General features: G+C 41.9%; 11 protein-coding genes. 8 read left to right on the top strand and 3 right to left on the bottom strand.

All coding sequences use genetic code 11. From position 1 onward, the window contains the following. The first annotated feature begins 73 nt into the window (after window positions 1–73). From NSP_RS23625 to NSP_RS23600, 6 genes are all read left to right on the top strand, one after another. Window positions 74–1,345 carry an HhoA/HhoB/HtrA family serine endopeptidase gene (locus NSP_RS23625; RefSeq protein ID WP_006194445.1) on the top strand — a complete coding sequence of 424 codons (1,272 nt, stop codon included), beginning with the start codon at window positions 74–76 and terminating at the stop codon, window positions 1,343–1,345. 47 nt (window positions 1,346–1,392) lie between these two features. Beyond that, complete coding sequence (def, locus tag NSP_RS23620) at window positions 1,393–1,926, top strand: peptide deformylase (RefSeq protein ID WP_006194446.1); 534 nt, start codon at window positions 1,393–1,395, stop codon at window positions 1,924–1,926. A gap of 96 nt (window positions 1,927–2,022) precedes the next feature. After that, window positions 2,023–2,958 carry an HMA2 domain-containing protein gene (locus tag NSP_RS23615; RefSeq protein ID WP_006194447.1) on the top strand — a complete coding sequence of 312 codons (936 nt, stop codon included), beginning with the start codon at window positions 2,023–2,025 and terminating at the stop codon, window positions 2,956–2,958. Between the two features lie 203 nt (window positions 2,959–3,161). Continuing rightward, window positions 3,162–5,390: a heavy metal translocating P-type ATPase gene (locus NSP_RS23610; RefSeq protein WP_006194448.1), complete on the top strand. Its 2,229-nt coding sequence runs from the start codon at window positions 3,162–3,164 to the stop codon at window positions 5,388–5,390. Between the two features lie 63 nt (window positions 5,391–5,453). Further along, entirely contained in the window at window positions 5,454–5,753 is a 300-nt protein-coding gene (locus NSP_RS23605) for a DUF5132 domain-containing protein (protein WP_006194449.1), read from the top strand. 128 nt (window positions 5,754–5,881) lie between these two features. Next, a complete protein-coding gene (locus tag NSP_RS23600) occupies window positions 5,882–6,463 on the top strand; it encodes an HMA2 domain-containing protein (protein ID WP_006194450.1) in 582 nt (193 codons plus the stop codon). Between the two features lie 79 nt (window positions 6,464–6,542). Here NSP_RS23600 and NSP_RS23595 read toward each other — a convergent pair whose 3' ends face one another. Further along, window positions 6,543–7,754 (bottom strand): PQQ-dependent sugar dehydrogenase, encoded by a 1,212-nt coding sequence (locus NSP_RS23595; protein ID WP_006194451.1) that lies wholly within the window; start codon window positions 7,752–7,754, stop codon window positions 6,543–6,545. A gap of 93 nt (window positions 7,755–7,847) precedes the next feature. After that, the gene (locus NSP_RS23590) at window positions 7,848–8,660 is read right to left on the bottom strand and encodes a carbon-nitrogen hydrolase family protein (RefSeq protein WP_006194452.1); all 813 of its coding nucleotides are present in this window, start codon (window positions 8,658–8,660) and stop codon (window positions 7,848–7,850) included. A 312-nt stretch (window positions 8,661–8,972) separates the two neighbouring features. Between NSP_RS23590 and NSP_RS23585 the strand changes: the two genes are divergently transcribed. Both NSP_RS23585 and NSP_RS23580 read left to right on the top strand, forming a co-directional pair. After that, a complete protein-coding gene (locus NSP_RS23585; RefSeq protein WP_017804480.1) occupies window positions 8,973–10,382 on the top strand; it encodes a carotenoid oxygenase family protein in 1,410 nt (469 codons plus the stop codon). Window positions 10,383–10,553: 171 nt separating this feature from the next. Continuing rightward, window positions 10,554–10,766, top strand: a complete 213-nt coding sequence (locus NSP_RS23580) for a hypothetical protein (protein ID WP_017804479.1) — start codon at window positions 10,554–10,556, stop codon at window positions 10,764–10,766. Between the two features lie 375 nt (window positions 10,767–11,141). On the opposite strand, the gene NSP_RS23575 is transcribed toward NSP_RS23580, so the two are convergent. Further along, window positions 11,142–12,842, bottom strand: a complete 1,701-nt coding sequence (locus NSP_RS23575; protein WP_017804478.1) for a tetratricopeptide repeat protein — start codon at window positions 12,840–12,842, stop codon at window positions 11,142–11,144. Window positions 12,843–12,913: the final 71 nt, after the last annotated feature.

The raw sequence follows: 12,913 nt of genomic DNA, 5'->3' as shown, positions 1-12,913 counted from the left end.
GTAATCATTCCCAGGACATACCCAGTAGGCAATATCCTACCACCCACTCACTAGCATGGAGAAACAAAGACAGATGGATAAAACAGAGCATAACTTGAAAGTCCAAGATATTGATGCCTGGGGTTGGCCTCACAGGAGGAAATCAAGCAGTATGATCAAGTTAATGCTACTGAGTGGGTTAGCAGTGGTGTCTCTGAGCGGTTGCTCGTTGCTACCAGCCAAAACCCCTGAGAGTCAAAGAAATGATCCTCAGTCTCAGGTAAAGACTCAAAATCCCAATGAGCGCCGTTCGGCTCTGAGTACCCCAGCAATTATCTCCTCATCTGGTGAAAATCCTAACTTTGTAGTCGCAGTTGTACAAAACGTGGGAGATGCAGTAGTTCGGATTGATGCGTCTAGAATAGTACAGTCTCGTGGTGTACCAACTGATCCATTTCTGCGGCGGTATTTTGGGAATTCCCAGTCATCACAGCCGCCACAAATAGAGCGGGGTAGCGGTTCTGGATTTATTATTAATTCCTCTGGTCAAATTTTGACTAATTCTCATGTTGTAGACGGTGCTGATGCTGTCACTGTCACCCTCAAGGATGGTAGGACTTTTGATGGTAGAGTGCTGGGGGAAGATCCGGTTACAGATGTGGCTTTAATCGAAATTGAGGCTAATAATTTACCAGTTTTACCTCTAGGCGATTCTGATGTCTTGCAACCAGGAGAAGCCGTAATTGCCATTGGTAATCCTTTAGGGTTGAATAATACTGTTACCTCTGGTATAATCAGCGCTACGGGGCGTTCTGGTAGTGATATTGGGGTGAGTGATAAGCGCGTTGACTTTATTCAAACCGATGCCGCCATTAACCCTGGTAACTCTGGCGGACCATTACTAAATTCCCGTGGGGAGGTAATTGGGATGAATACAGCAATTATTCGCGGCGCTCAAGGGTTAGGATTTGCTATTCCCATTAACACAGTACAAAGAATTTCTCAGGAATTAATCACTAAAGGGAGGGTTGATCATCCTTACTTAGGTATTCAAATGGTGACTTTAACACCAGAGATTAAAGCCACAATCAAGAGAAATTCCGGCGATCGCTTAAATTTTACAGCAGACCAGGGCGTTTTATTAATTGATATTGTCCCGCGATCGCCTGCATCTATTGCTGGACTAAAATCTGGTGATCTGATTCAAAGTATTAATAACCAACCTGTGACTAAAATTGAAGAAGTACAAAAACTGGTAGAAAATAGCCAAATTGGTATTCCTTTACAAATACAAGTGGAACGCAATGGACAGGTTATTGCAATAGCAGTTAGTCCTGCACCTTTACCAGTACAAACAAAAGGTTAAATTCGCTACTCTCTTGTACAGGCGCGATTCATCGCGTCTTCCTAATCATGCCGGAATTCATACCAATCATTCAATTGGGCGATCCTGTACTACGTCAAAAAGCGGCTTGGGTGGAAAATACTCAAGATAAATACATTCAAAAGCTGATTGACGACTTGACTGTAACAGTTGCTCAGGCTAACGGCGTGGGAATTGCTGCGCCTCAAGTAGCCGCATCCTATCGTTTATTTATCGTGGCTTCCCGCCCTAATCTCAGGTATCCCAACGCCCCGGTTATGGAGCCTACTGCCATGATCAATCCCAGAATAATTGACCATTCTACTGAAATTGTCAAAGGTTGGGAAGGTTGTTTAAGTGTTCCTGGGATTCGAGGTTTAGTTCCCAGATATAAACATTTAACCATAGCATATACTGACCGCAATGGCAAGTTTAAAAAGCAAGAATTAACTGATTTTGTGGCTCGGATCTTTCAACATGAGTATGATCATCTCGATGGTGTGGTGTTTGTAGATCGTGTTGAGAACTCTCTGGACATGATTACTGAGGATGAATATCAAAAAAGAGTAATTAATCATACCTAAGTTCAAGATATCTCTCAAGGAAGAGACTGGACACTGAAGCTTATGGTTATATTTAACCTATTGTTAACCTTTTTTCTGGTATATTTTATTGATTAAATGACAAAAGATATCAGTAGTTGCGGTTTGAATCCGCAGATAAATCAAAATACCAGCCCAGAATTTTCTGCTGGGGGATTAGAAATTGTTCATGCAACGAACGGGCGCATCCGCATCCGCGCTACTGAGGCTAGTTTAAACGAAAAATTAGAGAAAATATCCGCAGATTTACGGCAGTACAAAGGGGTGAGAGAAGTTTGTGCTAATCAGCAAACAGGTAGTTTGGTGGTGACATTTGATGATAGACTGGTGTCATTGTCGCAAATGTTGAGTATCCTGCAAGAGTTTGAGATTAAACCAATTTCAGTCAGCAATGTCGATGCCTTCGCTGCGTGGAGATCTCTGGATTTTTGGCAAGAACAATCTGTTTCGTTGATTCCCTTGGTGACAGGTTTGGCGGTGACAGGAGGGCTGGGAATCAGTGGTTTGGCAGCGATTCCGGTGTATATGATTACCGCAGATGCTACCCGTCGGGTAATTGATTATGTAGAACCAAAGTTTTCGGGGTCAGATGTAGAAAAAACTACTGCATCTTCTGTGGTAACAAGCGATGAGCGCACAATTGTGGAAACAGTTTATACTGTTGTTCATGCCATACCTGGAAGAATCAGGTTTCATCTACCGCGACTCGCCGAAGATAAAGCCTATGGGCGGAGACTAGAAAAGTTATTGCAAGCAGATCCCCAAGTGGTGAACCTGCGAGTCAATTATCATGCAGCATCCATTGCGATCGCCTATCAACCTGCTAAACTAGCTGTAACTCATTGGGTAAATTTAATAGAATTGGCTGAAGAAATTCACCCATCTGGAAATTCTGTGAAAGTGTCTAGTGACTCCAGTGAAATTATCCAGCCAAACGTATCCAGCTTATGGGCTGAGATGAAACATCTAGGAATGTCTTTTTCTCTGGATTATATAGCAAAGCTCTCATTATAGATCAAATAACAACCCACAGAAGATGTATGTAATTCATTTACTTACAAAAGGCTGTATAAGATAACAGCGAATCTGCAATCAGCCACCTAATTCCACCGTCAAGAAACTTCCAAATAAAAAAAAACCCTCAAACCCTCTTACCTCTGTGTCCTCTGTGCCTCTGTGGTTCGTTTATCAAATTGATCAACCTTAACTCAGCAGGAATGACAAAAGTTACCCTTCAAATCGCTTCACCTTCACTAGAAACATTTCAGGAGACTGTAGAAGAACGAAATAGAACTGTAGACATTCCCCAAACGTCCTGCAATGTAATTCATGCAATTCCGGGAAGAGTGCGGTGGCGCGTGCCTCAGTTACGCTATAATAGAGATTATGCCCAGCGTCTGCAAACTTTACTCAGATCAGATCCTCTAGTCACAAGCGTGAGAATCAATTCTGCGGCGGCTTCACTGGTGGTTAATTATAAATCCAGTGCAGTGAATGATGCTAAAATGCGATCGCGTTTGAGATGTTTGATATTAGCGGCGAGTCAAGCGGGAATAGTTATCACAGATGAGAAACCAGCGACTACACTCGTCAAAACTGATTCCTGTCCTGGTATGCAGTTCTCTGTAGCGGCTACCGGTTTAGCAGTGCTGCAAGGAAGTTTAGGATTACCCATACCGCCAATTATGGTAGTGGGAAGTATAGCCTTAGCCACATTTCCTGTATTTCAAAGAGCGCTGTCAGGCATTATAACACAGAGAAAACTGAATATTGACTTTTTGGATTTTCTGGCGATCGCCATCACAACATTCCAAGGAAGATTTCTCACACCAGCCCTGATGTTGAGTTTAATTGAAATTGGGGAAAATATCCGCGATCGCACAGCCCGGTCTTCCCAAATGCAAACCCTAGATTTACTCAACTGTCTGGGTCAATTTGTCTGGGTAGAACGAAATGGGGAAAAGCAACAAATTCCCATCCAAGATTTGCAACGAGGTGATACAGTCATTGTCTATCCTGGTGAACAAGTCCCCATTGATGGCAAAATTCTCCGGGGTAAAGCCTTATTCGATGAACAGAAACTCACAGGCGAGTCTATACCAGTCTTAAAAAATCCAGGACAAACTGTTTTTGCTTCCACCTTAGTCAGAGAAGGGCGAGTTTATATTTTAGCAGAACGAGTAGGTAATAACACTCGTGCTGGGCAGAGTATCCAGTTAATTCAAGCCGCCCCAGTCCATGATACTCGCATGGAAAACCAAGCAATTAAAATTGCTGAACTAGCTGTAATGCCAACTTTGTTACTTGCTGGGGTAGTATTTGCCGCAACTCGCAACCCGGCAAGGGTAGCCAGTGTGCTGACTCTAGATTTATGCACAGGTATTCGCGTATCAATTCCCACAACAGTTTTAGCTGCCCTCTCCTACGCCGCCCGCCAAGGTATTCTGATTCGTAGTGGTAGAGCTTTAGAACAACTAGCAGCAGTTGATACCATTGTATTTGATAAAACCGGGACATTGACAAAAGGCGAAGTCACTGTTATTGAAGTGGAAAGTTGCCATCCCGACATTTCCAGCTTGCGAGTTTTAGCACTAGCGGCGGCGGCGGAACAGCGCTTGACACACCCAGTAGCTGAGGCGATAATTCGTTACGCTCAAGCCCAGGAAGTAGAAATTCCCCATCGCCGACACTGGAGCTATGAACTGGGTTTAGGGGTACAAGCCGAAATTGATGGCGAAATTGTTTATGTAGGGAGCGATCGCTTTTTGCGTCAGCAAGGCGTTAATATGGAGTCGCTCAATGGAGAAGAAAAATCAGAAAATTCCCTGATTTATGTTGCTAGTAACGGTCAACTTCAAGGTATAATCAAATATAGTGATGTTCTACGCCCAGAAAGTCGAGAAGTAATTAACAGCTTATTGACCGTGGAAGGTGTGGAAGTTCATATGTTGACCGGAGATAACAGAGAAACAGCTAAAACTGTCGCTGCTGATTTAGGTATTTCCCCAAGTCATACCCACGCCGAAGCCTTTCCCGAAGAAAAAGCCGCCATTGTTAGTCAACTGCATCAACAAGGAAAAACAGTTGCATTTGTTGGTGATGGAATTAATGATTCGCCAGCTTTAGCCTACGCTGATGTTTCAGTGTCTTTTGGTGATGGTTCCGAAATTGCCCGTGAGACAGCAGATGTAGTGTTAATGCAGAATGATTTATATAGTTTACTACAGGCGATCGCGATCGCGCGTCAGACAAAGCAACTAATTCAGCAAAACACCAATATTGTAGTTATTCCTAACTTAGCAGCAATGGCGATCGCCGTTTTCTTTGGACTTAACCCCTTAGCAGCGACAGTAGTTAACAACGGTTCAACCATCATTGCCGGGGTAAACGGTCTACGTCCGATTCTCAAACCTGCGTCTAATCAAACTCTACCACGAGAAAGATGAGATGACAACCCCGCGCAGATTAAGCTAAAGGGCTAACTTACATCTAAATAGAGTTAATTAATTATGGCACCTAAAATTACTGATTTCGTTGAAGATGCTGGCGCTCCTGGAATTATAGCCGGTATAGGAGCAGTATTACTAGCACCAGTCCTGATTCCTGTAGTCGCGGGAATTGGTAAACCCATAGCCAAGTCACTGGTCAAAGGTGGAATGGTAGCTTACGAAAAAAGCAAAGGCGTATTTGCAGAAATGGGCGAAACCTGGGAAGACATTATAGCCGAGGCGAAAGCTGAAATTGCCGAAGAAAGAGAAACACCAACATTTGAAGTATCTGCTGACAACACAGCAGAACATGGCGGTTAATAATATCATAAATCTTCTGGTGGGGTGGGCATCCTGCCCGCCCTTGTGTACCTCACATAACTCAAATGTGCTGTATCTGTTAACTCGCCCCTACTACGAGCAGAAATATCATTCAGGAGGGCTACAGTGTGTTAACAAATAGTTATGGTCATCCCACCAAGATAGCCAAAGTTCTGGAAAAAGCAAGTTTCAAAACTACAGCTAAACCCATATCGACTAAAATCATTAGTAATACTCCTGGAAGAATACGTTTGAGAATTTCTCCACCTCATCGTCATCCTAGAGAAATGCAAAGTATTACTAATGTCCTCAAGGCACAATCTCAGATTATTCAGGTACGAACAAATATTAATTCTGGTAGTATTATCATCAACCATGATGGTAGAAATGCCACATTAGAAAATGTGTTGACGACACTACTAGATTTAGGCGTGACTTTTGCTGATATTACTGAGGGTAACTCCGAAGCAGCAGAGGATGTGAAACGTGCAATTATTAACTTAAATAAACGCTTTGAACAGGCGACAAGCGGTGAAGTTGACTTGCGCTTTATTTTCCCTCTAGGACTGAGTATATTAGCTGTGAGACAAATTCTAGTCAAAGGTTTGCAACTGGAAATTATCCCTTGGTATGTTTTGGCATGGTATGCTTTTGATAGTTTTATGAAACTAAATAATCCTAGCCAATTACAGCTAAATCCTGAGTCTTAGCTTTATGCAAAATATAGCCATATTCAATAAAGATCCCCGACTTCTTAAAGAAGTCGGGGATCTGAGCCTCTTGCCAATTTCATTGTGTGATGCGGATAATTTTATCTTGACCTTGAGGACAATTACCACGACCATCACAATTACTCGTAGTGATGTATAACTCACCATCTGTCCCCATAATTACATCTCTAATTCGCCCAAAACCATTGGGGGAATTTCCCTGAAAATACACTTCATGAGTTAACACTTGACTGGGGTTATCTGAGTCAAATACAACTCTATGCAGATGTCGGGAACGCAAAGTACCAATAATTAAATTACCTTTCCACTCCGGAATAGCATCTCCAGTATAAATTGCTGCTCCGCCTGGAGGTGCAGCTTCACGCCAAACCAGTGAAGGACGCACAAATTCTGCTTCAGCTTCACAGTTTTCCACAGCCGGCCAGCCCATATTATCACCAGCTTGGAGTACAGAAACTTTGTCTTCACCTCTTCTGCCTAATTCTCCACTGGGACCGTGGTCTGTAACAAATAGCGTTGATGGATTATACCAGTCAAAACCTTGAGTGTTGCGAATCCCAGTAATAAAAACGGGATTATTGGGAAATGGATTATCTGCGGGAATTTTCCCATCTGGAGTTAAGCGCAGAATCTTACCAGCTAAACTTTCAACATCTTGAGAAATTTGCGGTTCTCTAGCGTCACCAGTGCCAATATAAAGCATTCCATCTGGACCAAAGCGCAAACGCCCGCCATTATGAAATATTGCTGCTGGTATATCATCAATAATAACTCGGTCTAATGATGCTGTCAATCCATCTGAGGATAATTGCCAACGTTCAACTCGGTTAACTGGCGAGCGATTTTTATCTGTGGTGTAGTATAAGTAGAAATATCGGTTAGTGGCAAAATCTGGGTGTGCGGCAATTCCCAGTAATCCACCTTCACCGGAAGCTGTAACATTTACTGTAGCAACAGGCGGCTTTAATTTTCCATTCTCCACTAATCTTACCCGGCCTGGTCTTTCTGTCACCAGCATTTTGTCATTGGGTAAAAAGGCAATTCCCCAAGGAACCTCTAAACCTGTGACTACTTCCTCAGCTTTGACTTTCACCTTTCCAAGAGAACCAACCCCGTCTGTGACAAATTTACAGGCTGGAGTTTCCGAAGACACAGATGTGGCATTTACTGGTGATGTGGCTTCTTCTCTATTGTTGGGTGTACCGTTGCAAGACACAAGCCCCATGAGGCTAAGACTGATCAACAGTTTGATAGTTTTTGGTAGCTTCATGATAAATCTTAATAAAACTTCTTGGATGCATACGGTTCATGCTATGGTCTGCATTCTTATACAGACGCGATGAATCGCGCCTGTGTTAGGGATTTAGAATACTCGATGTTCTAGAGAAGGCATTTGACGGCGGACTTGTTCCAAACGAGAGGGTTTGATTTCGGCGATCGCAATTCCCGGTTGTTCACCAGCATCAGCTAAAATAACACCCCAAGGATCTATAATCACCGCGTGTCCGTGAGTATGGCGACGGTCGTAGTTATTGCCAGTTTGAGCAGGTGCAATTACGTAGGCAGTATTTTCAATAGCTCTTGCTTGTAATAATACTTGCCAGTGGTCTTTGCCAGTGAAGGCGGTGAAAGCAGCCGGGACAAACATCACCTCAGCTCCTTTATCTGACAGATGTCGATACAATTCCGGAAAGCGGACATCATAGCAAACAGAAAGCCCGATATTACCGAGGTTTTCTGAGAAATACACTGAAGGGAGTTCCTGACCAGCTACAACTGTGCTAGATTCTCGATAAGTGTTGCCGTCGGGGACGTTAACATCAAATAAGTGTACTTTATAGTAGCGGGAGAGTTCTTCACCACTGGGGTCAATCAGAATTGTAGTATTATAAACCTTGCCTGTATTCTCTACAGGAACTGGAAAACTACCGCCCAAAATGGTAACTTGATAGCGCTGCGCCATTTTTTTGAGAAATTGGGCAGATTCACGGTAAATTTCCTCTGCTTGTGCCAGTTTGTCTTTCTCTTCTCCCATAAAAGAAAAGTTTTCTGGTAACCCAACTAATTCAGCACCTCGAAGCACAGCCAGATCAATTAATTCTTCTGCCTGGACTAAGTTTTTGTGTAAATTGGATACACTGGTCATTTGAATAGCGGCGGCTAAATAAGACTTCATAGATTCAACAAAAAACAGTGATTTTGTCTGGGTTAGATTTAAAAAATATATCGTTAGTTGTAGAACTGCGGAAATTTTTTAGCATGGGGTCAAAAGAGGCAGGGGAGCGGGGAGCAGGGAGCAGGGGGGAGGATTGGAAGGAGCTTGTACTCCCACCAATCGAGAACGCCCTGGAAGGGCGGGGCTTGATACCCATGTTCCGCTCCGCTTCACGGCTTCGGGACAGGGATTGCTCCCCCTGCTAGAAAGCCCCCTGCCCCTCCGCCTTTTTGGTCAGCTTTATTCTAATATTCTCCCTTTCCCATTAAAAATATGGCAACAACTACTCAACCATTAACTCATAAAACCTGGGCAGGTGCGATTATCGCTCAACCTGCAACAGAATTTCCCCTCACCCCCTTACCCATTCTCTCTGGTCAACTCCCTGAAGGCTTACGTGGTACACTCTACCGCAATGGACCAGGACGCTTAGAACGTGGTGGAATACCTGTCGGACACTGGTTTGATGGTGACGGCGCAATTTTGGCAGTTAATTTTACCGATAATGGTGTTACCGCAGTTTATCGTTATGTGCAGACTGCTGGCTATCAAGAAGAAGCCGCAGCCGGCAAACTGCTTTACGGTAATTATGGCATGACTGCACCCGGACCAGTTTGGAATCAATGGCTCAAACCAGTGAAGAATGCTGCTAATACTTCAGTCCTTCCATTACCTAACAAGCTTCTAGCACTTTGGGAAGGTGGAAATCCCCATTCTCTTGACCTCCAGACCTTAGAAACACGGGGTTTGGACGATTTAGATGGTCTGAGTCAGGGATTAGCCTATTCTGCTCATCCGAAAGTGGATGACCAAACTGGAGAAATTTTTAACTTTGGTATCAGTCCGGGAATGAATGCCACTTTGAATGTTTATAAAAGTGACTTTAGTGGTAAGATAATTCAAAAAGCTGAAGTTAAACTACAAGGTGTGCCATTAATTCACGATTTTGTTCTCGCAGGACAATATCTGATATTTTTCATTCCGGCGGTGCGCTTAAATCTTTTACCTATCCTTGCAGGTATCAGCAGCTACAGTGATGCTCTCCAGTGGAAACCAAAACTGGGAACTCAAATTTTGGTATTCGACCGTGAAACCTTAACTTTGGTGAATCGTGGAGAAACTGAACCTTGGTTTCAATGGCATTTTGCCAATGGTTATGTAGATGATAGTGGTGATGTGGTGGTAGATTTCGCCCGTTATCGAGATTTTCAAACAAATCAATATCTGCGGGAAGTAGCTACAGGAAAAACTTACACCCCAGCTAAAAGTACCCTGACGCGAGTTCATCTGCAACCCCAAACTGCTAAAGTGACATCGATTCAGCAACTATCCGATAGAAGTTGTGAATTTCCGAATGTACCCAAGCCAAATGTAGGGAAAGCTTCGCGTTATACCTATATGTCGTCATTCCGAGAAGGTACAGATATTAGTCAAGAAATATTAAATACCTTTGGACGGTTCGATCATCAGACTGAAACATTCACTGAAGCTAATTTACCAGAAAATTGCTATCCTTCCGAACCTTTACCTGTACAAAGTTGGGTTTTGACAGTGGTTTATGATGGTAATTCTCATAATAGCGAAGTTTGGGTATTTGAGAGCGATCGCCTCGATGCAGAACCGGTTTGCAGATTAGGATTACCCAGTGTTATCCCTCACAGTTTTCACGGTAACTTTATGTGAAAACCCTTAGAAAGAACCCCATCGCCTGCTTATCCTCCTACCCACAAAATTCTTAACACTTGTAACCTTTGTTTTACAAAGTTCATCAGGATTAAAATTTATGACTGACTTGACAAATCAGCCATAAGTATTTATTAATTGCGCTAGTGCCATCTGTGAGGAGATTTAGACATGAAACAATATATGCCTTTTATACTCATTGGTTTTATACTGTTTGTGGCCGCAGGAGATCAGGTTTTACCTGGTGCTTTAGGAAAAGCCAGTACCCAGACTCGTACAGCTATGAACAATTTTGTGATTTACCTGTTTGGCTCCTGGCGACCAAAGACAAAACCCTATGAGCGTACAGAGAACCAATTGCGGAAATTAGAAGAACAAAAATAGCGATTTGGCTTTTTCGCTGTTGATGATTATTAAGATAATTGTCCACACAGATGAATATAGATGAATATAGATGAATATAAGTAGGTAGGAACGAATAGAGCAAAGTATGTAACAGAATGTAAAAATGACAAAACCCTTGCGATTGCTTCGTCGTACCTCCTCGCAATGACAAAAGTATAGTTATGTTTATTTACACCCACTTACTTAGATGAATATATAGGACTACTATTTGATTATTGAATAAACACGTAGGGTGTGTTAGCGCAGCGTAACGCACCAAAGCCTTAATAATGGTGCGTTACGGATTTCATCCTAACGCACCCTACTATACTTAATTTGTTCATAAATCAAACCGGATTCCTATAGATGAAAACTTTAGAAGTTTAAAATATCTAATGATTCGGTGATTTCTAAATCTGAAACTCTTTCGCGAGCATCTTTCAGCGCTTCTAGTTTACCTTCTCGGCGATAAATATCTGCTGCTTTACGAAAGTCATCAATTGCTAGCTGTTTATCTCCTAACTCAGAATAAACATTACCACGGTTATAATAGGCGTTAGCATAATTAGCATTAATCTTAATTGTCTGGCTATAATCCTCAATTGCTCTCTCGTAATCTCCTAGATCATAACGAGCATTACCACGGTTATAATAAGCATCTACATAATTAGGATTAATCTGTATAGCCTGGGTATAATCTGCAATTGCACCTTGATAATCTTCTAAATCAGCACGAGCATTACCACGATTTTTGTAAGCAATTGCATCCTGGGGATTAACCTTAATTGCTTGAGAAAATCCCTGGTGATATTCTATAAAATAACGGGCAATTCCCTGGTTTTTATAAGCATCCGCATAATGAGGATTAATTTTGATTGCCTGAGTGTAATCTTCTATTGCTCCCTGATTATCTCCCATGAGAGAACGAGCTTCAGCACGATTTTTATAAGCAACGGCAACATGAGGATTAATTCTGATTGCTTGACTATAATCTTCTATTGCTTCTTGATAATTTCCTAGTTGATAATGGGCTAAACCTCTTTTATTATATGCTTTACCATCATTAAAATTCAACTGTATTGCTTGAGAAAAATCTGCCCTTGCTGCTGCGTAATCTCCTAATTGATAGGAACTTAAACCTCGTTTATAATAACTATCACCATCATTTTTTATTTGTAAGGCTTGATTATAGTGATTAATTGCCGTTTGATATTCACCTTTGTCAAAACATTCATCACCCTGGTTTATATAAAATATATTTAAATCTTGACCGCCATATTCTACATGATTAACTTTCTGACTTTTCACAGGATCTGAAAAACCTCTCTCCTGCAAGGACAGAGGCTTTAAATTCTCCCCCTTCCCTTGTATGGAAGGGGGTTGGGGGGTCAGGTTTCCCATCGATTTTTCAGCAGAGCGTGAAAAATCAGGATGATTTGGGGATGAATTAGGGGGTAAATATTGATAATTAGTAGAACTTTGTAACTGTTCTAAATAGCAGCATAAACCACCTCCATATAATAATTGATTGATGCCGAAGGAGATTTTACCAGTTCTTAACTTAATCATTTGCGTCGGCAAAAAACCAGCTAAAAACAGGTGATATTCCGGTTGTGCTTCGTTGACTTCTTCTTGAATTAAAACGCAAACTACAACTGCATTTTTGGCAACTTCTTGAGAACTAACTGACCATCTAACTTTATCGATACTCCCATGACGAGACTTCACCTCAACGCCAATTTTGGAGTCAGAATTCAAGGTAAAATCAATATTACCATCGCCGCCGAATTTTGTCTCATAATCGACTTCGGTAATCAAATCAGCTAAACGTTCTTTGACAACTTCTTCACCGAGTTTACCTTTAAGATTGTTAATAAAAACGTCACGCACTGGCGAAGTCCGCTTATATTTTTCCGCCATCAGCCAGCAAAATTCTCGTAATGTCTTTAATCTTTCTCCAGATATGATAGTTAATTCACTATATTGACCTTCTATTTCACAATGAAGTAAAAACCCGGATGTTAACCTTTTAATAAAATCAAATTGTAGCGATCGCAGTAGTGTAATCCAGTCCATTGATAATTCTGCGAATCTGGTAATAAAATTATTTTATGAAAATTTTCAGTTAAAGTAAACCTTTCACAAAA

It is taken from the genome of Nodularia spumigena CCY9414 (assembly GCF_000340565.2).
Lineage (GTDB): Bacteria > Cyanobacteriota > Cyanobacteriia > Cyanobacteriales > Nostocaceae > Nodularia > Nodularia spumigena.
Note: the sequence above shows the minus strand (reverse complement) of the source record. Positions and strands in the feature narration are given on the sequence as shown.